Source organism: Halorubrum laminariae, assembly GCF_024494655.1.
GTDB lineage: Archaea > Halobacteriota > Halobacteria > Halobacteriales > Haloferacaceae > Halorubrum > Halorubrum laminariae.
The window spans coordinates 1-23,387 of the sequence record NZ_JANHDL010000001.1 but is presented as its reverse complement, the minus strand read 5'-3'; the positions used below and the strand labels follow the sequence as shown (position 1 = coordinate 23,387).

Annotated in this window: 26 protein-coding genes; 12 read left to right on the top strand and 14 right to left on the bottom strand. The window is 63.7% G+C overall.

Going from position 1 to position 23,387, the window contains the following annotated elements; all coding sequences use genetic code 11:
* Window positions 1-55 precede the first annotated feature (55 nt).
* The 5 genes from NO887_RS00130 to NO887_RS00110 all read left to right on the top strand — a co-directional run bounded on the left by NO887_RS00130 (window position 56) and on the right by NO887_RS00110 (window position 3,865).
* Window positions 56-253 carry a XapX domain-containing protein gene (locus NO887_RS00130; protein ID WP_256416430.1) on the top strand — a complete coding sequence of 66 codons (198 nt, stop codon included), beginning with the start codon at window positions 56-58 and terminating at the stop codon, window positions 251-253.
* A 276-nt stretch (window positions 254-529) separates the two neighbouring features.
* Window positions 530-1,489, top strand: coding sequence for a lipoate--protein ligase family protein (locus tag NO887_RS00125; protein WP_256416428.1), 960 nt, complete (start codon window positions 530-532; stop codon window positions 1,487-1,489).
* Window positions 1,490-1,561: 72 nt separating this feature from the next.
* Window positions 1,562-2,398, top strand: a complete 837-nt coding sequence (locus NO887_RS00120) for a deoxyribonuclease IV (RefSeq protein WP_256416426.1) — start codon at window positions 1,562-1,564, stop codon at window positions 2,396-2,398.
* 69 nt (window positions 2,399-2,467) lie between these two features.
* Window positions 2,468-2,980 (top strand): hypothetical protein, encoded by a 513-nt coding sequence (locus NO887_RS00115; RefSeq protein WP_256416424.1) that lies wholly within the window; start codon window positions 2,468-2,470, stop codon window positions 2,978-2,980.
* Window positions 2,981-3,052: 72 nt separating this feature from the next.
* Window positions 3,053-3,865 (top strand): class I SAM-dependent methyltransferase, encoded by an 813-nt coding sequence (locus NO887_RS00110; RefSeq protein WP_256416422.1) that lies wholly within the window; start codon window positions 3,053-3,055, stop codon window positions 3,863-3,865.
* 82 nt (window positions 3,866-3,947) lie between these two features.
* On the opposite strand, the gene NO887_RS00105 is transcribed toward NO887_RS00110, so the two are convergent.
* The 3 genes from NO887_RS00105 to NO887_RS00095 all read right to left on the bottom strand — a co-directional run bounded on the left by NO887_RS00105 (window position 3,948) and on the right by NO887_RS00095 (window position 6,280).
* Window positions 3,948-4,925 carry a homoserine dehydrogenase gene (locus NO887_RS00105; RefSeq protein WP_256416421.1) on the bottom strand — a complete coding sequence of 326 codons (978 nt, stop codon included), beginning with the start codon at window positions 4,923-4,925 and terminating at the stop codon, window positions 3,948-3,950.
* The gene (locus NO887_RS00100; RefSeq protein ID WP_256416419.1) at window positions 4,922-5,452 is read right to left on the bottom strand and encodes an amino acid-binding protein; all 531 of its coding nucleotides are present in this window, start codon (window positions 5,450-5,452) and stop codon (window positions 4,922-4,924) included. Before NO887_RS00100 ends, NO887_RS00105 begins: the two co-directional genes overlap by 4 nt.
* Before the next feature lie 183 nt (window positions 5,453-5,635).
* Entirely contained in the window at window positions 5,636-6,280 is a 645-nt protein-coding gene (locus NO887_RS00095; RefSeq protein ID WP_379812152.1) for a type I 3-dehydroquinate dehydratase, read from the bottom strand.
* Between the two features lie 282 nt (window positions 6,281-6,562).
* Here NO887_RS00095 and NO887_RS00090 point away from each other — a divergent pair, with 282 nt between their 5' ends.
* Window positions 6,563-7,342: an IclR family transcriptional regulator gene (locus NO887_RS00090; protein ID WP_256416417.1), complete on the top strand. Its 780-nt coding sequence runs from the start codon at window positions 6,563-6,565 to the stop codon at window positions 7,340-7,342.
* Between the two features lie 331 nt (window positions 7,343-7,673).
* Here NO887_RS00090 and NO887_RS00085 read toward each other — a convergent pair whose 3' ends face one another.
* Complete coding sequence (locus NO887_RS00085; RefSeq protein ID WP_256416416.1) at window positions 7,674-8,840, bottom strand: MFS transporter; 1,167 nt, start codon at window positions 8,838-8,840, stop codon at window positions 7,674-7,676.
* 470 nt (window positions 8,841-9,310) lie between these two features.
* On the opposite strand from NO887_RS00085, the gene NO887_RS00080 reads away from it, so the two are divergent.
* Window positions 9,311-10,207 carry an NAD-dependent epimerase/dehydratase family protein gene (locus NO887_RS00080; RefSeq protein WP_256416415.1) on the top strand — a complete coding sequence of 299 codons (897 nt, stop codon included), beginning with the start codon at window positions 9,311-9,313 and terminating at the stop codon, window positions 10,205-10,207.
* A 208-nt stretch (window positions 10,208-10,415) separates the two neighbouring features.
* Here the strand turns inward: NO887_RS00080 and NO887_RS00075 are convergent, their stop codons facing one another.
* Entirely contained in the window at window positions 10,416-11,105 is a 690-nt protein-coding gene (locus NO887_RS00075) for a 4-carboxy-4-hydroxy-2-oxoadipate aldolase/oxaloacetate decarboxylase (protein WP_256416414.1), read from the bottom strand.
* A 155-nt stretch (window positions 11,106-11,260) separates the two neighbouring features.
* Entirely contained in the window at window positions 11,261-12,259 is a 999-nt protein-coding gene (locus tag NO887_RS00070) for a Bug family tripartite tricarboxylate transporter substrate binding protein (RefSeq protein WP_256416413.1), read from the bottom strand.
* A gap of 167 nt (window positions 12,260-12,426) precedes the next feature.
* Here NO887_RS00070 and NO887_RS00065 point away from each other — a divergent pair, with 167 nt between their 5' ends.
* A complete protein-coding gene (locus NO887_RS00065) occupies window positions 12,427-13,470 on the top strand; it encodes a zinc-dependent alcohol dehydrogenase (RefSeq protein ID WP_256416412.1) in 1,044 nt (347 codons plus the stop codon).
* 96 nt (window positions 13,471-13,566) lie between these two features.
* Here NO887_RS00065 and NO887_RS00060 read toward each other — a convergent pair whose 3' ends face one another.
* Complete coding sequence (locus NO887_RS00060; protein ID WP_256416411.1) at window positions 13,567-14,241, bottom strand: MBL fold metallo-hydrolase; 675 nt, start codon at window positions 14,239-14,241, stop codon at window positions 13,567-13,569.
* 203 nt (window positions 14,242-14,444) lie between these two features.
* Here NO887_RS00060 and NO887_RS00055 point away from each other — a divergent pair, with 203 nt between their 5' ends.
* From NO887_RS00055 to NO887_RS00045, 3 genes are all read left to right on the top strand, one after another.
* A complete protein-coding gene (locus NO887_RS00055; RefSeq protein ID WP_256416410.1) occupies window positions 14,445-14,960 on the top strand; it encodes a tripartite tricarboxylate transporter TctB family protein in 516 nt (171 codons plus the stop codon).
* Window positions 14,960-16,441 carry a tripartite tricarboxylate transporter permease gene (locus NO887_RS00050; RefSeq protein ID WP_256416409.1) on the top strand — a complete coding sequence of 494 codons (1,482 nt, stop codon included), beginning with the start codon at window positions 14,960-14,962 and terminating at the stop codon, window positions 16,439-16,441. The genes NO887_RS00055 and NO887_RS00050 overlap by 1 nt, the downstream gene beginning before the upstream one ends.
* A 312-nt stretch (window positions 16,442-16,753) precedes the next feature.
* Complete coding sequence (locus NO887_RS00045; protein ID WP_256416408.1) at window positions 16,754-17,188, top strand: universal stress protein; 435 nt, start codon at window positions 16,754-16,756, stop codon at window positions 17,186-17,188.
* Window positions 17,189-17,625: 437 nt separating this feature from the next.
* Here NO887_RS00045 and NO887_RS00040 read toward each other — a convergent pair whose 3' ends face one another.
* Window positions 17,626-18,609 carry a presenilin family intramembrane aspartyl protease PSH gene (locus NO887_RS00040; protein WP_256416407.1) on the bottom strand — a complete coding sequence of 328 codons (984 nt, stop codon included), beginning with the start codon at window positions 18,607-18,609 and terminating at the stop codon, window positions 17,626-17,628.
* Window positions 18,610-18,830: 221 nt separating this feature from the next.
* Here NO887_RS00040 and NO887_RS00035 point away from each other — a divergent pair, with 221 nt between their 5' ends.
* A complete protein-coding gene (locus NO887_RS00035; RefSeq protein ID WP_256416406.1) occupies window positions 18,831-18,968 on the top strand; it encodes a hypothetical protein in 138 nt (45 codons plus the stop codon).
* A gap of 343 nt (window positions 18,969-19,311) precedes the next feature.
* Here the strand turns inward: NO887_RS00035 and NO887_RS00030 are convergent, their stop codons facing one another.
* The 6 genes from NO887_RS00030 to NO887_RS00005 form a co-directional block, all read right to left on the bottom strand.
* Complete coding sequence (locus NO887_RS00030; protein WP_256416405.1) at window positions 19,312-20,118, bottom strand: nitrilase-related carbon-nitrogen hydrolase; 807 nt, start codon at window positions 20,116-20,118, stop codon at window positions 19,312-19,314.
* Window positions 20,115-20,543 (bottom strand): SRPBCC family protein, encoded by a 429-nt coding sequence (locus NO887_RS00025; RefSeq protein ID WP_256416404.1) that lies wholly within the window; start codon window positions 20,541-20,543, stop codon window positions 20,115-20,117. Before NO887_RS00025 ends, NO887_RS00030 begins: the two co-directional genes overlap by 4 nt.
* A gap of 67 nt (window positions 20,544-20,610) precedes the next feature.
* Window positions 20,611-20,838: a DUF7123 family protein gene (locus tag NO887_RS00020; RefSeq protein WP_256416403.1), complete on the bottom strand. Its 228-nt coding sequence runs from the start codon at window positions 20,836-20,838 to the stop codon at window positions 20,611-20,613.
* Window positions 20,839-20,896: 58 nt separating this feature from the next.
* Entirely contained in the window at window positions 20,897-21,079 is a 183-nt protein-coding gene (locus tag NO887_RS00015; RefSeq protein ID WP_256416402.1) for a DUF7525 family protein, read from the bottom strand.
* Window positions 21,080-21,136: 57 nt separating this feature from the next.
* Entirely contained in the window at window positions 21,137-22,168 is a 1,032-nt protein-coding gene (locus NO887_RS00010; protein ID WP_256416401.1) for a phosphate signaling complex PhoU family protein, read from the bottom strand.
* Window positions 22,169-22,320: 152 nt separating this feature from the next.
* On the bottom strand, window positions 22,321-23,387 hold a 1,067-nt coding region (locus NO887_RS00005), incomplete at its 5' end, for an RNA-guided endonuclease InsQ/TnpB family protein (RefSeq protein ID WP_256416400.1).

Here is a 23,387-nt window from a genome sequence, read left to right as displayed (position 1 = left end):
GCTCACGAGCGAGGTATATCGAATTCTCTATTGTACGTGAACAACAGGTGTGAGTATGGGTTCAACACTCGTTTTGGCCTTGCTGTCAGGGATCTTCGCCGGGGGCCTGTTCAGTGTGATACAAGTACCCATCCCGGCCCCGCCAAATCTCCCCGGTGTCCTTGGAATCATCGGAATCTTTCTGGGATATAAGGGAGTCGAATGGATAGGCGTGAAGATCGATCTATTGGAGGTGCTTTCGGCCGTTTTCTGATTTCGCTTCGTTCAAACCGTGTAGTTGGAAAGAGAGACAAACCCCAATGGTTCTGGTGCTAGGGTACTGTTTGATTCTCGACTCTCTGTTGGGTATGCGCCCTCTATTCAGAGAGTATCTGAATCTGATAAACTGTCCTTGCCCACTTCGAAGATTCGTTCTACCGGGTGATTCGGATAGAAAAATAGTGAAAAACTGAAGCCATACCTCGTACAACAAACGAAACACGATCCGTCGAGCGAAACGGCTATCGGAGCGGGCGGCTTCGGTGTCGGTATGACCGCACCGTCCGTCGATTGGCGGGTGATCGCCGAGGAGGCCCGTCCGGGGCCGATGCAGATGGCGCTCGACGAGGTCGCGGCCGAGACGGCCGCCGCGGGAGGGCCCGCCACGGTCCGCACCTACCGGTGGGACCCGAGCTGTCTCACGCTCGGTTACCGGCAGGATCCGGACACGGTCGACTGGGCCTTCTGCGAGCGCGAGGGGATCGACGTGACCAGACGGCAGACCGGCGGCGGCGGGATCTATCACGACGCATACGGCGACATAGCCTACTCGATCGCGGTCCCAGCGGACGAGGTTCCGGGCGAACTGCTCGACTGTTATCACCTGCTGTGTGAGCCGATATTCGACGCGTTCGCGCGGCTCGGTATCGACGCCGCCTACGTCGACGAAAAGACGCCGGAGCTGTATCACCCGGCGTGTTACCTCCGCGAACTCCACCCGGCACACGACGTGGTGGCGGGCGGAACGGACGGGTCCGGATCGGCGGCGTCCGACGCGGACGGATCTAGGCGGCGGAAGATCGCCGGCAACGCGCAGTACCGGAAGCGCGAGGCCGTGATCCAGCACGGCTCGCTGAGTTTTTCGGTCGACGCGGATCGACACCTCGGGACCTTCGCGGATCCGCCCGTCACGCCGGAAGCGTTTCGGAACCGCGTCGTCGGGATGGACGAACTCACCGACGCCGCCCGCGACGATGCCGTGTCCGCGGTCGCGGACGCGCTCGCCACGTGGGCCGGGAGTGAGAAGGCGGTCGGGAGCGACGAGACGATCGGGGGCGACGGGTCGGTCGGAGCCGAAGGGACCTCCGGGAGCGACACCGGCCGTGAGACCGCCACCGTCGACCGCGACGGCTCGTGGACGGACGCCGAACTCCGACGCGCGGCCGAACTCGCCGGTGCGAAGTACCGCGACCCGGAGTGGGTCCGGACGCGCCCCGGCGGCGACCGGTAGGTGGGCGGCGACCGGTAGGCGGGCCGAATCGGGTTCCGAAGGGGCTTTTTCGGACGGGAGCGTGGACCCCGTATGAGTCTCAGAGTCGGCGCGCACGTCTCAATCGCGGGCGGCGTGGACAACGCCGTGGCGAACCAGCTCGACGTCGGCGGCAACTGCGGACAGATATTCACTCACTCGCCGCAGGTGTGGCAGGATCCGAACATCGGCGACGAGGAGGCCGAGCGGTTCCGCGGGGGAACCGAACGCGAACTGGCGGGACCGTGGGTCATCCACACGTCGTATCTCGTGAACCTCTGCACGCCGAAGGAAGGGCTCCGCGAGAAGTCGCTCGACTCGATGCAAGCGGAGGTCGACGCGGCCGACAAGCTGGGAATTCCGTACGTCAACGTCCACCTCGGCGCGCACACCGGCGCGGGCGTCGACGGGGGGCTCGACAACGCTGCCTCCGTAATCGACGAACTCGACGTGCCGGACGGCGTCACGATCCTGATCGAAAGCGACGCGGGCGCGGGCACGAAGCTCGGCGGCGAGTTCGAACACCTCGCCGGCGTCATCGACCGCACCGAGACCGACATCGACGTCTGTCTCGACACCGCTCACGCCTTCGCCGCGGGCTACGACCTTTCGACGCCCGAGGCGGTCGACCAGACGATAGCGGAGTTCGACGACGTGGTCGGGCTCGATCACCTCCGGTACGTCCACCTCAACGACTCGAAACACGCCTGCGGCACCCACAAGGACGAACACGCCCACATCGGTGAGGGCGAGATCGGCGAGGCCGGCATGGAGTGGTTCCTCAACCACCCGGCCGTGGCCGACGTGCCGCTCGCGCTTGAGACGCCGACGGAAGACGGCAAGAGCTTCGCGTGGAACATCGATCGCGTCCGCGAACTGCGAGCGGAGTGAGGCCGGCCCAGCGCGGTCGTGTGCCGCGTCCGACGCGGTTTTATATATCCTGCGCGCCGATCCGTGGGTATGACCACCACGGAGGCGCTCCTCCTCGGGCGTCGACGGCGGTTGGCCGTCACGATGGTCGCCGGGTTCGCCGGTCTGGTAGCACTCGCGCTCGCAGGTACCGTTGTCGCCGACCTCGCGGACCTGCAGACCGTGGGCAGGCTGGCCGACCGACTCGTTCCCCTGCTCGTCTTCTACGCGCCGGCTCCGATCGCGGCGGCCGGTGCCTACGCGCGCTGTGGCGGTCCCGCCTGTCTCGCGGTTGGCGCGGTCCCGGCCGTCGTGTTCGCCGCTCTCGTCCTCGTCGGCACCGTCCTCGGCGTTCCCGGCGTCGGCGGGGCCGACGCGCCGCTCGGCGGCGTCACGGCCTCGTTCGTGCTCGTCGGTGTGAGCAGCGCGTTCGTCGGATACTGCGCAGGCGTCACCGCCGCGATGCTCGCCGATCTCGCTGGGCTCCGAGACGACGCCGCCGACACCGAACCGGACGAACGGAACCACGCGATCGACGACGCCGCGACCGACGACAGGGACTGACACGATGGGTCGACCGCCGGTTCCGGCACGCGTTCCCGCACGCTTATTTCGCCATGGGACGAACGCGCCTTCGTGCGACGCTTCTCCGCCGAGTACCTCGAACACACGCGTCGCGGGATGTGGGACGACGATCGCGAGGCACTCGCGCCACTCCGGCTCCCGGACCGTCGACGCGTCCTCGACGTCGGCTGCGGCACCGGCGAGCTGACGCGCGTCCTCGAGTCCGAGTCGCCGTCGGACGCGACCGTGATCGGGGCCGACGCCGACCGCGACCTCCTCGGAGTCGCTCGCGGGTCGACCGACGGGACGGCCGCCTTCCTCGCCGGCGACGCGACGCGGCTCCCGTTTCCCGACGACGCCGTGGACCTCGTCGTCTGTCAGGCGCTCCTGATCAACCTTCCCGATCCGACTGCGGCGGTCCGGGAGTTCGCGCGGGTCTCGTCCGATCTCGTGGCCGCGATCGAACCGAACAACGCTGACGTGTCGGTGTCCTCGACTGTTCCGGCCGAAGAGCGACTGGAGCGCGAAGCGCGAGAGGCGTACGTCGACGGCGTCGGAACCGACGTGGCGCTCGGCGGCCGCGTCCGCGAAGCGTTCGCCGAGGCGGAAATCGGCGACGTTCGGACCCGACGATACGTCCACGAGAAGCGGACTGAGCCGCCGTACGCGGAGGCCGCGTTGACCTCGGCGGCGCGAAAGGCCTCCGGTGCGGGGCTCGCGGACCACCGAGAGGAACTGGTGGCGGCGACCTCAGAGCACACCTACGACGACCTCCGCGAACGCTGGCGGGAGATGGGCCGCGCGATCGTAGACGCGATGCGCGCCGACGAGTACGAGCGCGTCGAGCGCGTCCCGTTCGACGTGACGGTCGGCCGCGTCGGGTGATCGAGCTCGCTTTCACCGCCGATCGAGTCGACTGACCTATCTCGGGCGATCGACGGCGAACGCGCACGCGCCGGATCGTGCCTTACTGGAGTCGGTTGAGGTCCATCAACACCGCGCTTGCGGTCTCCTCGCCGCCGGCACCGCGGCCGGAGACGGTGAGCGTCCCGGCCGACGCCGTCTCGATCTGCGCTGCGTTCGTCGTCCCGGACACCGAGAGCGCCGAGTTGCGCTTCACGAGCCGCGGCGCGACGCGGACCGAGCCGTCGGCGACCTCGCCGATCAGCCGGACTGTCAGTCCGTCCTCGCCGGCGAGGTCGAGCGCGCTCCCGGCGACGTTCCGGATCCCTTCCACGTCAGCGTCGTCGAGGGTGAACTCGCGGGCGTCGTCGATATTGTCGGCCGCACCGAAGGAGAGCACGTTCGCGAGGATGACGCACTTGAGCGCCGCGTCGGTGCCGTCCACGTCGAAGGCGGGGTCCGCCTCGGCGACGCCTAGGTCCTGCGCCTCCGCAAGCACGTGCTCGTAGTCGAGCCCCTCCGCGGCCATCCGCGAGAGGACGAAGTTCGCGGTCCCGTTGAGCACGCCCCGCACGGCGTCGACGTGGGCGGCTCCGTGGTCCTCGATTGTCGAGAGAACCGGCATCGCCCCGCCGACGGTGGCCTCGAAGCGGACCTCGCCCGCGCTGTCGGCGGCGGCCGCTCGCAGGTCGCCGAATCGCTCCGCGACCGGCCCCTTGTTCGCGAGCACGGCGTGGCGGTCCCGCTCCAGCGCCGCGGCGACGTGTGCAAACCCCGGCTCGGCGTCGCCGAGCGTCGTCGGCGTCGCCTCCACCAGCGCGTCGTAGTCGGCCGCGAGCACGTCGTCGGGGGCGTCGTCGCCGACGATCCCTCGCTCGGCCTTACGCGAGAGCGCGGCGTCGACGTCGACCGACTCGCCCGTGCCGTCGGCGACGACCGCGCTCGTCGAGTCGCCGATCGCGACGACCTCGTGGCCGCGGTCGGGCGCGAGTTCGGCGACGGCGCGGCCGACGATCCCTGCGCCGACGATTGCGAGCCTCACGCGTCCCCCCGCGTCAGCGACTCGATGAGGTGCAGGTCCTTCTCGTCGGCGATTGCGCGGACGCTCGCGACCGTGTCACCGATCTCTCCCTCCTCGACGGCGAGCCGGAGCTTGGCGCTCGAGGTGTTTCGCGTCCCCTGAGGTGCCGAAAGCGAGAGGTCCGTCACGGTGGCGTTCGACATCTCTTGGATCCGCGAGAGCGTGTCGGACAGGTCGGTGTCGACGATATGCCCCGAGAGAATACAGACGACCGACTCGCTGTACCGCTCTGCGCCCGCCTGAATCACGTTTATTCCCTCCTCTTTGAGCACCTCGACTATCGCCTCGTACTGCGAGGCCGTCGCCTCGATGTCGACCTCGACGGGGATGTGTCCGCGCGGCGTAATGTTCCCGCGCTCGTGGAAGATCGACAGTAGGTTCCCGCCGTTCTCGCCTATCGGTTCGAGCGCTCGGAGGAGTTCCCCCGGCTCGTCGACGAGTTCGAGCCGGATCATGTAGGCGTTGACCGCATCCTCGTCCTCGTTCATCGCAGGTCGCCCCCGCTCAGGCTCCGTGTACACATTGGCGGTAGGTCGCGCGGTACGACCATAAGAATCCCGAAACGGCTCTCCTAGAACGGCGAGTCTCGAACGGGGCTTCCGAAACGCCGACAAAACGTCGCATCGGAGACGGCCCGCTCGCCGACGATCGCCGCGGCGGTCGGAGACGAATCAGTGTTCTGCGGGCTGTCGTTGCTCCGGCTGGTCCTCTACGGGCGCGGCGGCGCATTGGATCTCGCTGTCTTCGGTGAGGTCGTTGATCAGGGTGCGGAGCCGTTCCAAGGGGATCTGCCCCGGAGCGTAGTCGCTCTCGTCGTCCGCGAGCGGTGCGTAGCCGAGCTTTGAGCCGTATATCGGAGCGATCGCCCGGGAGTGGCTCCCGACCCGTCCCATCGAGATGCCCGCTACGTCGATCCCCGTCTTCGTCGCGACGTTGATCGAGCGGAGCAGGCGGAGTACGTCGGTGTGTTTCCGCGGGAACGTGGCCACCTTGGCGATGTCGCCGTATTCCCCGCACTGCGTGAATATCGCGTCGAGCACCTCGCGCTCCGGAGTGTCCTCGAACGTGTGATGTGAGACGATACAGTCGACGCCGTTGTCGCGGAACTCGTCGAGCACCCACTCCATTCCCCGTGCCGTCTCCAGTTCGATGTCGACGACCTCGACGTGATCCGACCGCGACGCCGCCGAGAGCCGGTCGAGCCGTCCCGTGTCGATCGCCTGCCCGCCGAACCAGCGGGTCCGGTTCGTCGCGATGAGCGGTAGCTCTCCGTCGTAGTCGTCAAGTTGCGCGAGCGGATCGTCTGCTTTGTCCATGCGGAACTCGATGATGTCGGCGAGCCCGCGCGCCGCTGGCTCCCGTGTCAGGTCGTTCGTCGTGGCCGCGAGCGCGAACGTATCGAAGTTCATGCGACACGCTATCATCCGAGAGCTAAAAACGTTCACTGTCTCTCCGGCTACCTCCCACCTGATCGATCGCCAGTGTTCCCTCGACCTTCCCGCCGATATCGGTCGTCAACGCACGAGTATGCGCTATCGTTCCACTATCGTTGAAACAAACGCGCAGCTATTAGTACGGGGGCTCGAAACGGTCCGGACATGCCGAAGCCGAACGGGTCGGACTCGACCGGATCGCGTCAGATCAAGAGCGTCCGCCACGCGTTCGACATCATCGAGTTCCTCGACGAGAGCGGCGGCGCGACGCTCTCTGAGACCGCGGAGCGCCTCGACATGCCCGTGAGCACGGCTCACGTCCATCTGTCGACCCTCGTCGAGACGGGGTACGTCGTCAAGCAGTCGGGGGAGTACCGGTGTGGGCTCGAATTCCTGCGGATTGGCGGCCGACTTCGTGACGGGACAGCGCTGTACCAGGCTGCGAAGCCCGAAATCGACGACCTGCGGGAGAAGACGGGCGAACACGCGAATGTCGTCGTCGAGGAGAGCGGCTACTCGGTCCAGTTGTACAAGTCACAGAGCCCGACCTCCGTTGATGATCAGGCCCCGCTCGGCGATCGCTTCCACATTCACTCGACGGCGACGGGGAAGGCCATCCTCGCGGCGCTGCCCGCGGACGACATCGACCGCATCTTGGCGGAGCGGGAGCTCGTCTCCGTGACCAACTCGACGATCACCGACCCGGATCGGCTCCGCGATGAACTCGACGAGATCCGCGAGCGGGGCTACTCGATCAACCGCGAGGAACACTTCGAAGGCGTGTGCGCCGTCGGCACGGCCATCGTCTCCGAACGAGACGACGCGATCGGCGCGATAAGCGTCAGCGGCCCCCTCAGGCGAATGGACTCGGATCGGATCGAGAGCGACCTCGGTCCCGAACTGCTGAACAAAAAGAACATTATCGAACTCAAACTTCGACGCTGAACCCCCACCTTTCTTTAATATAAACATCTCTATATTTTCAAAAAAATATTCCATTTTTTACTTTTTAAAATCAGGATGTATTGTGGCTGCTGTTGATGGAAACACAATTCTAGGAGACTTGAATCACGTTTAGATTGCCTTAGTAGCAGTGAAGAGGATAATCTCGATAATATTTGAGATTGTATATACTTTAAGCGGGATGAATTATCTATATTTCTGTTTGAACCCGAAAAATTTACTGATCTGGTTTTATACCAATACTTACTGTATTTTCTCTGTATTCTACTCTCGACAAAGTCTATATATTATATTATATATTAAATTTTGATACTTATTCGCCTTGCGGAACGCCCGGTGTCCCTGTCCACCGCCACAGCGTTCCGATGGTGAGCAGGAACGCGATGGCGACGGCGACGACTGTCCACTGGATCGCGGAGCCGATCCCATACCGGTTTGCGAGCACGCCGACGACCGCCGGTGCGGCGGCGAGGCCGACGTACGTCGATCCGTTCGTCACCGCGTTGAGCGGACCGCTGTACTCGGGTGCCGACTCGACGGCGTACGCGGAAAGCACCGGGAAGCCGATCGAGATCGCCGCACCGGCGACGAACACCGTCACGAAGAGCGTCGGACCCGTCACGCCCGAAAACGCGACGGCGAGCGCCGGGACCGCGGGAGCCAGTGCCGTCAGCAGGAGCAGTAGGTGGGGGACTCGCTCTATCGCCGTCGCACACCCCAGCCGCGCCGGGATGTACGCGAGGAGGTAGACGGACAGCAGGGCGTTCGCCGTCGTAGTCGGGTACATCGTCTCGGCGTAGTAGACGAGCCACGTGAAGAGGACACCCTCGAGTGCGCCGGTGAGTGCCATTCCCAGACAGCTTCCGAGGACGGCCGGTCGCCGGAGCAGTCGAGCCAGATCGGACCGCGATATCGACCGCTCCGCGTCCACGGACGGGAGATCGTACCGCGCGGCCAGCAGCGTCGCGGGGAGGAACGCGCACGCGACGACGAGAAACAGTGTCCGCCACTCGTCGACAGCGAGGACGACGCTGACGAGCTGTGGCGTGAGGACGGCACCGACGGCCCACACGAGTGTGTAGACCGTGTATATCCGTGCGCGGCTGTCAGCGTGGAGATGGCTCAACACGACGCGGTCGAGTCCGCGAAACGCGCCCGCCGCCGTCCCTTGGCCGAGCAGTGCGAACAGGAAGAGGGCATAGGTGGGGGCCGCACTCATCGCGACGAGTGCGCCGACGGTACACGCCGCTCCGGCGAGCAGCGTCGGTCGCATCCGAACCCGACCGGCGAGTATCCCCGTGACCACGACGGCTACAAGAAATCCCGCGGTCCCCGCCGGCGCGACGAGCCCGAGCGCGGCCGTCGACGCGCCAAACTCCTCGCCGAGACTCGCGAGTATCGGCCCGCGCGCCTGTACCGCCACCGCATCGGCAAAGATGAACGAGAACACCGCAACTGTCCACGCCCGTGCCCGATCCATGTCCGCACGCTTCACGAGCGGTTAAAAAAGTCCACCGGTCTGCCAGTGTATCGTCTCGGCTCCATCCCGACCGGCTTCCGTAACGCTGCTCCAGTCATTTTGCCGACATGTCGGTACTGTCTCGGTCATGTGTTTTCATAATGGTTGGATCTGGATGGCAATCAGTTCATCCTTGGTCGACGTCTCTCGCTTCGCTCACCGGATCGCGGAGTGATATTACATATATATGGATGTAATTGCAATGAATATTCGATATGTCTATTCCAACAATAGTGAAACAACTCAGCGCGAACGCCGCTGTGCTCGCGGCAGAGTCGCGGTAGTAGTCTCTGACCGAGATCGAGAGGGTGTAGACCCAGACGTTTCCGGTCGGCGGCCGTCGCCGAGCGCCGACTGGGCGGTTCTATCCTCGGATCGGTTTCCGCTCATGCAAAGAATTATATGACCCGACGAACGAGCGCCACATAGCGATGGACGCCCAACATGTCCTTGTGACGGGTCCGTATGGCGAAGCCGGGGAGGCGATCCTCAACCACCTTGCGGACGACGATCGGTACGAATTCACGTATCTCAACCGAAGCGACCACCCAGACTACGAGACGCACGTCGCAGACATCGCCGACTACGAGGCGATGCGTCCCGCGTTCGACGGACAAGACGCCGTCATCCACCTCGCGGCGCAGTCCGACGCTGGTGCTGAGTTTGAGGATATCATCGACCCGAATATCCTCGGGACGTACAACGTGCTCAAAGCGATGGAGGACGCAGGCGTCGAAACGCTCATTTACGCGTCCTCACAGCGCGTGATGGGTCTCTACGAAGAGGACCACGCCCCCGAACTCTACGACGAGGACTACCCGAGCGAACACGACCCGCTGCGGCTCACTCACGAGACGCTCCCCAAGCCTGACGGCTACTACGGGGCGTCGAAGATGTTCGGCGAACACATCTGTCGCGTCCACGCCCGTCGCGAGGGCGCGCCGGAACAGGTGTACTCCCTGCGCATTTCGAGCGTCCGAACCGCAGAGTACGACCACCCGTACGGGGACGCAGAGCGGGGAGTGGACCGCGGGGACGAACACCGCGTCGACGACGACGAGGTGTGGGACCAGTCACAGACCGGCTCTTGGGAGCGCGGCAGCGAGGAGTACCAAGAGATGGTGAACCGGCTGAAGGCCTCGTGGACGTCGCAGCGCGATTTCGCACACTTACTCGAGTGCTGTCTCGAAGACGACGAGGTCACGTACGACGCGTTCTACGCCGTGAGCGGGAACGCCGCTCGCTGGTTCGACATCGAGCACGCACAGGCCGTTCTCGGCTACGAACCCCGCGACGACGGCGGAGAGTGGGACGGACCGCCGGAATAACGACGCGGTACGAGAATTGGTAGCATAGCGACACGGTATCGGTCATCAGAACAGATCAAAAACGGAGACCCCGTCGTACGCGTGCCCCGATACCTGTCACAGGTGTGGACCGCGTTCTTGGTCAGTTCGTTTCGTCGGCCGTTTCGCTCGTGGTGAAGCGGCCGATCACTGCATGAAGCGGTCGCCTCGACGCGACTTCGCCGCGTCGCTACTGGATCGAATCTTCCGGGCCGACGACTTCGAGGTCTTCTAGCAGTTTGTCGTACCCCTTCAGATCGAGGAGGTAGTCGCCCGACTGGATCTCTTCGCGCGTGGTGTCTTCGGCGTCCATCTTCTCTCTCGCGAGGTCGAGAACCTGCTCGGCCCCGTCGCCGGGAATGACCGCAATCCCGTCGTCGTCGCCGACGAGAATATCACCGGGATCGACGCTCACGCCGCCGACCGAGACGGTGACGTTCACCGATCCCGGATCCTGCTTGAGTGGACCCTGCGGGTTCACGCCGCGTCCGTAGACGGGGAAGTCCATCTCGGCGAGCTCGCGGCTGTCCCGGTAGCCGCCGTCGATGACGAGCCCGGCGAGTCCGTTCGCCTTACACGAGCCGCACATCAACTCTCCGACGTGGCCGACGTCGGTGTACCCATCGCAGTCGATGACGAGCACGTCGCCCGGCTCGGCCATCGTGATCGCCTTGTGGATGATGAGGTTGTCACCCGGTGCCGCCTTGACCGTCACCGCCGTCCCAGCCATCTCAACTCCGTCGCCCGCGGGATTCATGCCGGCGTCCATGGTGATACCGATGTTCCCCGTCACGTCGGAGACGATCGTGCTCGGAACGTCCTCGAACGCGTCGACGATACGCCGATCTGGTCGCTCGATGTCGTGCTCGATCGTGTGCACATTTCGGGCGAGGTCGACCCAACGCATAAATTCATCGGTGAGGAGACGACGCCGGTGCTGCGATCTCTCGTCGCCGCCCATCTGCGTCTTCCAATACGACCGAAAATCAGGGATCGCTCTATCTGGACGCGAAGCGTATCTCGTTCGCGGTGGCTCTATTCCTCGTTGATGCCGAGCTCCTCGACGAGGTCTCCGTAGAACTGGTACTGTTCGTCGAGGAACGTACTGAGTTCGTCGCCGGTCCGCCGCGTCCGGATGAACCCGTTGTTCTCCATGAATTCGATGAATCCTTCGTCCTCGTACACCGACTGATACGTGTCGAGGAGGCTCTGTTGGACCTCGTCGGCGATTCCGGTGGGCGCGAAGTGTGCCAGCCACGACCCGATCTCGATGTCGAGGCCCTCGTCGGCCAGCGTCGGCACGTCAGGCAGCGCGGCGACTGGTTCGCTGAACGCGACCCCGAGCGCCTCGAGCTGGCCGTCCTGCACCTGCGGTGCCGCCTCCGCGGCTCCGACCGCGGTGGCGTCGACCTCGCCGTTCACGACGGCGTTCATCGCGGGCGCGGCACCCTCATACGAGATATGTTCGACCTGCACGTCGGCCTCGCTCGCGATACCCGCTGCGGCCATGTGCCAAGACGACCCGAACCCTGAGTTCGCCATCTGGATCGTGTTGTCCTGTCCGTAGGCGATCCAGTCGTCGACGGAGCCGAACTCGGAGTCTTGGTTGACAAGCAGGGTCGCGGGGAACTCCGTGTACTGCATGATCGGCGTGATGTCGTCCGGACTGAGATCGGCGATATCGAGATGCTCGAACAGGGCGATCTCCGGAGCCGTACAGCCGATCGTGTGGCCGTCCGCGTCGGCGTTGGCGGCAGCGTTCATTCCGACCGAACCCGACCCGCCCGTCTGGTTGCTGACGTTCCAGGAGACCTCCGTGTAGTTTTCTGCCGCGTCGGCAACCGCACGGCTCGTCCGGTCTGCTCCGCCGCCGGCAGCCCACGGTGAGACGATCTCGACGGGTCGTGACGGCCAGGATTGCCCGCCGCTGAGCTGATCGAGGCAGCCCGCAGTCGCCGCGAGTCCGGTGATGCCGGCACCCTTCAGAAAGGTCCGCCTGTTCGATGCGGTTCGGCCGCTAGTATCTCTTGGCATGCGGATCTCCCATTTTCGACCATGTATAATAAATATTTGGATCGGTGCCGCAATCAGCCCGCGAGATCCATCGGTTGGCGTGTACGAGCACCGGGAAGCCCGCGTGGCGCGCTCCGCAGAGCGTCCGAGACCAAAACGTTATAACACACACCCGCCCAGCGATTGGTATGCGAGGACTCGCAAAAACGAGCCGCGACGCTGAGAGTATGGAGCTCGTCACCGTCGACCGCCCGGAACCGGCGGCAGACGAGGCGCTCATCGAAGTCGAGTACGCGGGACTCTGTGGCAGCGACGCCGGGATATACCAGTTCAAGCCCGCGTTCGAACGGATGACGGTCCCGACGATAATCGGCCACGAGTACACGGGTACCGTCGTCGAGGTGGGCGAGGAGGTCACACGGCTCGCTCCCGGTCAGCGCGTCGTCGAACGACCGATCCGCGGCTGTGGTGAGTGTTTCCAGTGTCAGACCGGTGCGGAGAACCTGTGTCAGGACATCCAACTGACGGGTATCGATCGAGACGGCGCGTACGCCGGCTACATCACGGCCTCGGTCGAGTCGCTGCAGGTTGTCCCGGACGGTGTCGATCCCCGGCACGCTGCCCTCGCGGAGCCGACTGCGGTCTGTACGCGCGCGGTCATCGAGAACTCGCGCGTCGGTGCCGGCGATCGAGTCCTCGTCGCCGGACCAGGCCCGATCGGACTCCTCACTGCACAGGTCGCGGACGCGCAAGGGGCGACGGTGACCGTCGCCGGCGTCGGCCGGGACACGAGCTACCGACTCCCACTGGCGACGGAACTCGGATACGACACCGTGAACATCGAGGACACCGACGCGGAAGCGTACTGGGAGGCGGCCACGGACGGCATCGGGTACGATGTCGTCTTTGACACGACCGGTCATCCTTCGGGACTGCCGATGGCGGCGGACGCGGTTCGGAAAGGCGGCCAGATCGTCTTGGTCGGACAGGCCGGTGAGACATCGATTCCGACAACGCCACTCGTCCGCGCGGAAGTCGACCTGCAGTGTTCGTACAGCGCGCTGTACCGCGACTTCGATCGCGCGTTCCGACTGATCGCCACCGGTGACGTTGACCTCGAGACGTTCCTCGACGACCGATTCTCCCTCACTGACGCGGCGGAGGCGTTCGAGACGTTCTTGGCCGGTGAGACGTGTAAGCCGGTGTTCGATGTGTCCGTCCTGCGAGAATAGGGCCGCCGTTGTGTCGTTGTCTCGTGAGAAACGCCGACCGCGAAACCGAGTCAGTCCGTCCGCAGATTTCGAGTTAGTCCGTTTGCAGAGTCCAAATCAGTCAGTTCGCGGATCCCACTCGTTCCACTCGCGCTCGACGAGGTAGTCGTCAAGCTTCTGCTTCGGATCGTCGAAGACGTGTGACCCGTGGAAGACCAACAGCGTGTCGAAGTCGTAGTCGAGCAGTGCGTAGAGGTTCAGCTCTGCGTCTCGGTGGCTGTCATTGAAAAGCGCTGGCGGCGGGAGCAGGTACCCCGCGGGAAGCCCCCCGCGGTCCGAGCCGTCGAGCACGTCGCCGGAGATCAGGATGTCTCTGTCTTCGAGCAGCAGCGCCGATGTGGCCTCCGTGTGACCGGGGACCTGTATCACTCGAATGTTGCCGTCGAGGACGTCACCGTCCTCGTAGGCGATATCGGGCTCGATGTCGAGTCCCGCCTCTTCGAAGTGGTCGTAGAGCTTCGACTCCTCGGCCGGCACCGCGATTTCCGGTGAGAACGCCTCCACGACGTGGGAGAGCCCGCCGTGGTGTCCGTGGTCACCGTGAGTGAGGATCACGCGGTCAACGTCGCCGTATCGAGACTCTAGCACGTTGACGAGCTCCGCGCCGTTCTCGTCGAACGCGGTGTCGACGAGCGTGATCGATCCGGGCTCTGGCATGTCTTCGAGCACGAACACGCGAACGTGTTCGAACTGGATCTGGTCGATTCCGTCGACTACGTTACTGGCGCTCATAGTCGTCTTACCGTTGTCCGAAGCCGAGAATTAAATCTGCCGGATCTTCTCAGATCCGAGTAGTCTGCGCGTGTGAGCGATGGTCGCTATTCGGTCCGTCAGCTGAGACGGGCGATCGACCGTCCCGCTCGTGATTCGCCCGCGTAGAATGTTCCAGTAGCTTTATACAACCATATTCCCTGTATGTCGAGTGAGAAGTACACATGGTACGACAACGGATCGCAGACGTAATCGATCGTGTCTCCGTGGGGACACTCGTGTCGAACCCGCTGTCGGTCGGGTTTGTCCTCGTCTCGCTCGTGGTCATCGTTGCGGCGAGTTCATTCCCCGACGACAGCCTGTTCGGACCGAGCTTATTCCCGATCGTCACGTCGATCGGGATCATCGTCTTCGCCGTCGCGGACATGCTGAACGGGGCGGAATCCGAACTCGAAATTAGTGATATCGACATGCGGCCGCCCGCCGTCGTGTTCGGACTCCTCGTCGTGTACGTCGTCTCGATGCCGATTCTGGGCTTCTGGGTCGGCTCCATGCTGTTCCTCGGGGCGCTGTTGTACTACTCTGCCATCCGATCCCCGCCGCTCCTTCTCGTGCTCTCACTCGGGGTGCCGACGCTGTTGTTCTACGTCTTCGGACGGGTATTCCTCGTTCGGCTCCCCGAGGCGATCGTTCCCGTGTCCCGGCTGCTGCCGCAGTTACCGCTGGTGGTGGGACTCTGATGACGGTCCAGTACATCGTCCAAGGCGCGCTCAACGCGACGGAACCGATCTCCATCGCGCTGATGGTTCTCGGTATCCTCCTCGGGATATTGATGGGATCGATTCCCGGGATGACCGCGACGATGACGATCGCGGTGCTCCTATCGTTCACGTTCACGCTCGACCCCGCCAACGGGATGATGCTGCTTCTCGGCATCTACGGCGGTGCGGTCTACGCGGGATCGATCCCAGCGATCCTCATTCGGACTCCCGGTACCCCGTCCGCGGCGGCGACCATCTTCGACGGGTATCCCCTGTCACAGCAGGGAGAAGCCGGACGGGCGATCCGCGTCGCCACGATTGCCTCGTTCGTCGGTGGGTTCATCAGCGTCTTGGCGCTGATGTTCTTCTCGCCGATAATTGCCGACGCCGCACAGCGCTTCCGGTCTCCGGAGTTCTTCGCGCTCGCCGTGTTCGGGCTGACGATCATCGCGAGCGTGAGCGGCGATTCCGTCACGAAGGGGATGGTCTCCGGATTGCTCGGGATGCTGATCGCGACGGTCGGGATCGACCCGGTCACCGGGTACCACCGATTCACGTTCGACCTCCCCGCGCTTCTCACCGGCGTCGAATTCATCGCGGTGATGATCGGGCTGTTCGGCATCGCCGAGGGGTTCCGGAAGTACGGACAGGGTATCCAAGCCGACAGAGAGCGGGTCGATCAAGACGTCTCTGGGGTGTTCCCCTCCCTTTCGGACCTGAAGGCGATCCTCCCCGTGAGTGCCGGCGGCGGTGTCCTCGGATCGCTCATCGGCTCGATTCCCGGTGCCGGCGGCGATATCGCCGCGTTCATCACTTACAACGAAGCGACGCGGTGGATCAAAGACGCGATGCCCGCGTTCGGAGAGGGTAACGTCCGCGGCGTCGCCGCCGCCGAGTCGGGAAACAACGCGAGCACCGGGGGCGCTCTCATCCCGACGCTGACGCTCGGTATTCCCGGTGACTCCGTCTCCGCGATCCTCATCGGTGCCCTGCTGGTCCACGACGTCAATCCCGGTCCCGGACTGTACCAAGACGAGCCGGAGCTGCTGTACACGATATTCGTCGGATTCCTGCTCATCTACGTGTTCATCCTCGTCTTCGGACTGCTCGGTGCCAACTACTGGGCGCGGCTCATCAACATCCCCAAGCAGTTCCTCTGGCCGATCATCCTGCTGCTCTGTGTCATCGGTGCCATCGCACTCCGGGGGAACCTGTTCGACGCGTGGATCATGCTGGGTTCGGGGGTGCTCGGCTACGCGATGCGCCTCCGCGGGTATCCGCTCGCGCCGATGGTCCTCGGACTGATCCTCGCGCCGATTGCCGAGGAGAATCTACGCCGATCGCTCGAGCTGTCGAACGGCTCTCCGGACATCTTCCTCACGAGCCCCATCGCGCTCGTTATCCTCCTGTTGAGCGTCGGAACGGTTCTCCTGCCCGCCGTGCGGGCGATCCGCGAGTAGTTCTCGCCGCGTCGGCTTCCGCGATACGATGTTTTTGATGGTCCGGTGTCCGCGTAGCCTTCGGCATCGCATCACGCACACAGGATCCACATATCGCGAGTCGATTTCAGATCCACTATTTCATCATTGCTGAAAATATCTGGGTGAATATCCGTATACGCTAGAATAATTACAATCATATGAATGTAATTCTCAATCAGTAAACGAGCATATCTTTCACTATGAGTGAAACTGAGGCTGCGGTAACTCGCGTCGAGCCCTTGGCGGTGTGGTCGCCAAAGCTATATGATACCCGGTACGGAATTGAAGCGTATGCCAGTCATCGCAGCCGTCGATCGGTCCGAGAGAGCATCACGTGTTGTCGACGAGGCAGCCGAACTTGCGGCGGCGTTCGACGACACCGTTCACGTGGTGCACGCCCTGACGCGGTCGGAGTTCCTCGACCTCGGAATTACCAGCGCGCAGGCCGAAGAACCGAAAGACATGAACGAGATTCGCGAGGCGGCCAGCGACATGGCCGAAGAGGCGATCACCGACATCGGTGTCCCCTACGAGACGGTCGGTCTCGTCGGCGGAGCCGCAGAAGAGGTCGTGCGATACGCCGACGAACAGGACGCGAGATACATCGTCGTGAGCCCGAAGCGACGCTCGCAAACCGGTAAAGTGCTGTTCGGTAGCGCTGCACAGTCGATCATCCTCAACGCGTCCGTTCCGGTCCTCTCGACTATTCATCCTGACGACACATAATATATATAGATGAATATTTTTCTCGTCATGTTTCTACCATCGTAGTGGACCTGATAAATTTCATTTTGTATATTTTAGAATTTAGTAAAAATATAGGGACAAACTCATTTATCACATTTTTATTTCTATATTATTATAAAATTCATTCTTTACGGATCTCTTTTCGCACTGCTCCTTTATCTTATTGTTATTGTTTGTTGTCTATTCAACAAAACAGTGTATATTCTGTTATAAATTGATCCACACGTCGCGGGATCTACCTCCGACACCGCAACACACTCGCGTGGTCGTCCCTGTTGACCGAGTCATTCCGCTCTGAGCCTTCTGCTGGGCTCACGGTTTCGGTATCGCGGCTCCCCACGACTTCGCGTGGAGGGGGCCGCGTCTACGACATCCGTCAGCGGTCCGCGTGACCGCGGCCGCTTGCCTCGCGCACCTCAAACGAGTCCCGAGAGGCCGAGCGCCTCGACCAGCGAGACGCCTGCCGCAATAGATCCGATCAGGTACCCGCCGATGGCACCGCCGTTCAACAGCGGGAGTCCGGCGTGGGGACGGCCCTTGATCACCCAGCTCATCAGGACGAGCAGCCCTGCGATCTGTCCGATCATCGCGAATAGCGCGGGGAGGTTCAGCCCCACGAACGGCACTGCAAAACTCGACGCCGGGGAGAACGTCGCCGCGCTCGCGACCAACACCGTCGGAATCACCGCGTCTCCGAGTCCAATGAAGAACGCGTCGCGGTCCTCGATTGACGTGGGATCGCGCTCGTCGTCCCCGTCGATATCGCGCTCGTCGTCTGCGGCGGTCTCGGTCGGGTCTGCATCATCGGCCTCGTCCGACTCGTCGGCGTCCAGAAGCGAGTACGACAGCGATAGCGGGATCACGAGCACGACAGGGATGTTCAGATCCATGACGCCCTCCGCGAGCGACAGCATGTGCTCGGTGCCGTACACGGAAATGGCGTCATAGACGGCAAGCAGCGAGAGCAGAACTAACGCCGGCAAGAGACCGAACGAGATGCCGAACAGCCCCGCCGCGCCCGCGCCCATCAACACGCCGGCGGTGTCGATCACGTACCACTCGGGGTAGACGAGCAACGCGACGGCGACCGCGAGTGCGGGGACGGCCGCCGCGATCGGCGAGAGGACGGCCGAGAAGACGTACCACGAGAGCCATGCCGAGACGCCGACGATCAACAGCCGGATCGCGTGATCGAAGTCGTACCGAAACGCGGCGAGCATTAGCCCCGTCATTGCGAGGATGGCGAGGATGTACACGAGGCTGTTCGTCGGGTCGTTCGGGTTCTCGACCGCCTGATAGCCGCTCTCGACGAACTCGGGGACGAGCGCGAGCGCGCCGATTTGCACGACGAGAAACAGGCCGACGACGAAGGCGACGCCACGATACTCGCGGGGAAACATTCAAGCGCCGATTCGAGACGCGGGGGTTTCGTCCTTGCGTTTCACCCCGGTTCGTCGCGCGTCTCGGAGGTAACGAACCCGATTCCGTCACCGCCTGAGCGGTCGGCCGCGCGGTCGACAGATTTCACTCGACGCGGAATCGATGAAAGTGGGGGGATCGGCACCACGCACGTCGATGACAGGGGTTGTGTTCGGGTGCCGTGAAACGGGTCGGGTACGGTGTGGGAGCGGTCGGACCCGACGCCGTGAGCCGGCGGACGACGGACGGTGGAAGCGAGTGTCCGACCGGCCCGCCCGGCGTCGGGATGGGGCCGGCCGGCTTCGTCCGCGGCGTTTCACACCTGCCGACACCGATATAAGAATATACTGGTCAAATTATCACAATCGATACGAGATGGCCCAGACCGAACCGACACGAGACACGGGCCTGATATCGTGGAGTCGGCGACGAAAGGGGAGGCGAAAGGCGAGCGAAGCGAGAGGCGGGCGGGCGGCGGCCGAACAGCGGACCCCCGGGCTGTGTGCGGCGTCGCCGCCCGAGCGGTCGGGACGGGCGCGCGTGGTTTGGTTACCGAACTCCAACGAGAAAAGCGTCGGACTTCGGCATGTCCACGTACGATGTTCTCCGGTATAAATGAGGCGGTCGACGGACGCAGTCGGTCGACCCACTATCGCGCTGGCGAGCACGCGAGAAGCACGACGCTATCGGCGGTCGTGAAGCGCCGGGAACTCCTCGCGGACGGTCGCGACGCGGTTTGGATCGACGTCTGCGGTCACCGTCGTCGGCTCGTCGCCCGCCGACGCCAGCGTCGTTCCCCACGGGTCGTAGACGGACGTCCGTCCACAGAGCGCGTCCCCGTCGAAAGTGCCGCTCCCGTTCACCGTCGCGACGTACGCGAGGTTCTCTATCGCGCGGGCCCGGCCGAGCGTGCGCCAGTGTTCCACTCGGGGGTACGGCCACGCGCTTGGTACGAGCACGCAGTCGATCCCCGAGTCGACCAGCCGCCGGAACTGCTCCGGGAAGCGGAGGTCGTAACAGGTGGTCACCCCGACGCACACGTCGTCGATCTCGACGACCGGCGTTGACTCGCCGGGGACCATCCGGTTCGTCTCTTCTGACCCGTACCCGAACAGGTGGCGCTTTCTGTAGACGAGTCGGCGGTCGCCAGTGCGGTCGAACAGGACGGCGGTGTTCGCGAGTCCCTCCGTTGCCGGAACGACGACGCCGTCGGCCGCGGAGGCCGCGAGGTCCTCGACGACGGTCCCCGCGAGCACGTGGACGCCCTCGTCGGCCGCCGCCGCCGCGAACCGCGAGAGCCGGTCGCCGGCGACGCTCTCCGCGGCCCGCGCGTACGCCTCGAACGCGAAGTACCCGACGTCGAACAGTTCCGGGAGAACAACCACGTCTGCGCCCGCCGCCGCGGCCGTCCGGATGCGGGCGAGCGCGCGCTCGACGTTGGCCGTGACCGCGCCTCCCTCGACACCGAGCTGCACGCACGCGATCCTCATACCGGCGATCCCAGCGACGCTCGGAGCGCGTCTTCCAAGTTGTCGAGCTCTGCGTCGAAGTTGCGCTCGAAAAAGGACTCGACACCGGGGAGTTGCCCGTCGACGACGAACTCGTTGGCCAGCCGACAGCCGCCGTCTGTCTCCGTGATCTCGTGTTCGCCGGTGACGCGGAAGGCTCGCGACTTCCCGACGAACTTCACTCGGTTCGGGGGGTCGCGTGCGACTTCCTCGGTCTCCACGGCGATCGTCGTCCGGATCACCGGAATCGGAAGCGCCACGTGCCACGTCGCGTTCCCGTCGCCGTGCACCTCGAAGGTGTCGACCACGCTTATCGCACCGGCGCGCTTCTCGGCGTCCGAGATGAACGCCCACACGTCCTCAGCGGGCGCGTCGAACTCGAACGTCCGAGAGACTCGGACTGTCATACTCACTCTTGGTACCACGGGGGTTAAAAATACGCGAGTCTGCCCGCGGGTCCTGCCGCGTCTCCGATTACCTCTGCGGTGTCACTCGCCACGTCGTCGACCGAGCGCGACCCCACTTCTCGATGTCCACATCGTCCGACTTCTCGGCGAGCCGGGGGAGCCGCGACCCGACCTGTTTCGCGGTGAGACCGATCGCGTCTGCGATCGTCTTCGAGCGGACGTACCGCTCGCCGCGAGTGACGCTGTCGGTGAGGTACGCGAGGATCCGCTGTTCTTCCTCGGTGTACTCGCTCATTGTCGGCGGTACGGGCGTGACGGGTTTAACCGTTTCTCGTCGACCGTTTCGGTTCTCGCTACTGGTATAGCTGGACGGCGAGAACCGCACACAGTGCGAACACGAATGCCGCGGCGAACCCCCACGCGCGGCCGAGTTGTGACGGCGCGCCGAACATCGCGACGCTCCCGACGAGCGCGACGGCCCCCAACGCGAGTGCCACGCCGATCCCCTTGTCAGACTCGATGGATGCTTCGCTCATACGGGTCGGTTCGCGGGCGACTACTTAGTTCACACGAACCGCTCGACGGGCGACCCGTCAGATGATCTCGACGTGGTCGGACTCCTCGTTGAGCGCGAGGTTCGCGGCGATCTCGGCGTTTCGCATCGCGTACTCGGCGGTGTGCTGGAGGCTGACGAGCACCTCGCGGGTCATGAGCAGCGTGTCGTTGTCCAGATCTGCCGGCAGTTCGCCGAGGATCTCCTGTTCGCGATCCTCCAGCCGGGCGAACAGTTCGCGGCACTCGACGGTGAGGTCGTAGTCGCGCTCGACGACGGCGCGGACGGCGACTGCCGTCAGCTCGTCAACCTGATCGGTGAACTCCCGAATCTGTCGCATCGTCGCGCTGTCGACATCGAGAGTGTGCCCATCCGCCTCCATGACGATCTCGGCGATGTCCTCGGCGTTGTCCGCGGTGAGTTCGAGGTTCTTCGCGACGGAGCGGTAGCCGATGAGCGGGAAGCCCTCCTCCAACCCGACCGCCCGGGCGAGGTTCGGGTTCTGGTACGCCGTGAAGATCAGCCGCAGGAGGAGCACGAATATCTTGTTCGCCTGTCGCTCGCGGTTGAGCGCGCGCTGGGCGAGATCGGGGTTACCGTGCGCGAGCGCCTTGACGGCCTCGCCACGCATGGTCGAGCCCGTGTTTTCCAACCGTTCGAGCAGGTTGTCGAGAGTGAAGTCCTCGGGATCGACGGAACACCGGATGGAGATGTCCTCGGGCGTCTCCTCGATAACGCCGAGCCCCATCAGCTGCGTCTCGGCTTTGTACACCGCGTTGATGTGCTCGCTGTCGAGTGTCCCTTCGCTCTGGACGTGGATCACGCGCCGACCGAGCACGTACTGCGCGACGATGGCCCGCTCTAACGACTGCGCATCGAGCCCGTCGGCGTTGATGACGGCCTCCGACTCCTCGCTGCTCACCGACTCGGGAAGCACCGTGAGCGTTCCTTTTCCACCCATCCGCAACGACACCTCGTCTCCCTTGTTGACGCCGTGTTCCTTCGCCCACTCGGCGGGGAGGGTCATCGCCAGCGTCGACGGACCCAGCCGTTGGACCTTCCGCGTTTCCATGCCCGTTCGTACCGCGGGATAGACCTTAACGTTGTTCCTATGTTCATTATACGCTTTCTCGAATATACAAGGTATTGTTCGGTTGTCGCTCGCAAAAAATCGCTCAATCGATCCCGACAGAGGCGATCGTCTCACACGTAAACTACCCCACCCTACTCGCGCACGGCTTCGCCGTTCGCTTCGTTGAGGATGGGGCTTTCGCGTGGACTCCCGCTCTGGCCGGAATCTCCGGCAGGAGGTTCATACTCTCCGTTCGCGTTCAACGTCCCGCGATTCAAGCGCACGCCTACGGGTGCGCCTCCGCCGTCCCCAGTTTGGTTACGACGGAGATACCGCAATCCGATGTTCTTCGCGGCGTTGTAGTCGGCGTGGTTCTCGTAGCCGCATTTCATGCACTCGAAGCCCTCGTCCTCGCGGTTGTCCGGGTGTGTGAACCCACAGTGTGAGCAACGGCGTGACGTGTTCTCCGGGTCTACCTGTGCTATGTCGATGTCGTGGAGTTCGGCCTTGTATTCGACGTACTCGTACAACCGCTCGAAGGCCCACTTGTGTCCCCACGAGGCACCGGAGAGCCGGTCGCGGATGCCAGTCAACTCCTCGACGGCGATGACCGTACAGCCGTTCTCGACGGCTTCTGCGATGATACCGTTCGCAATCCGGTGGAGCATCATCTTGAACCGTCCCGTCTCTTTGCGCCCGACTGCCTGTATGTTCTCGTGAGCGTGCCGAGTTCCACACTGCTGGAGGTCGCCACGCCGTTTTTCGTACTCTCGTCGCCAGTGGTCGAACTCGTGGCCGCTCCAGAACGTGCCCGTCGAAGTGACAGCGAGTTGGTTCACGCCGAGGTCAACACCGAGGACTGTGCTGTGCCCGGTCATCGCCTGTTTCGGCGTGTCAGACTCCACCTCCGCCTTTGTTCGGAGGTGAAGGAACCACTCGCCGTCCGTGTAGTGGAGTTCTGCGCCCGTCACTTCGTAGTCACTGTTGTCGAGATACCGACTGTGGGGCGTGTCCCGCTCGGGGTCTGGCAGGACGTACTCGACTTCGATGCGTCCGTCCACGGTCGCCAACGACACGTACTCGTCGTGGAAAGTCGCACACCGCTTGTCGTACACAGCGGTCGGGTTCGAGAAGTGTGGTTTGCCCGCGTACTCACCTTGTTTCCAGCGGGCGACGACGCCCTGTACGGCGTCGGCGGCTTTGTTTCGGGCGTTCTGGA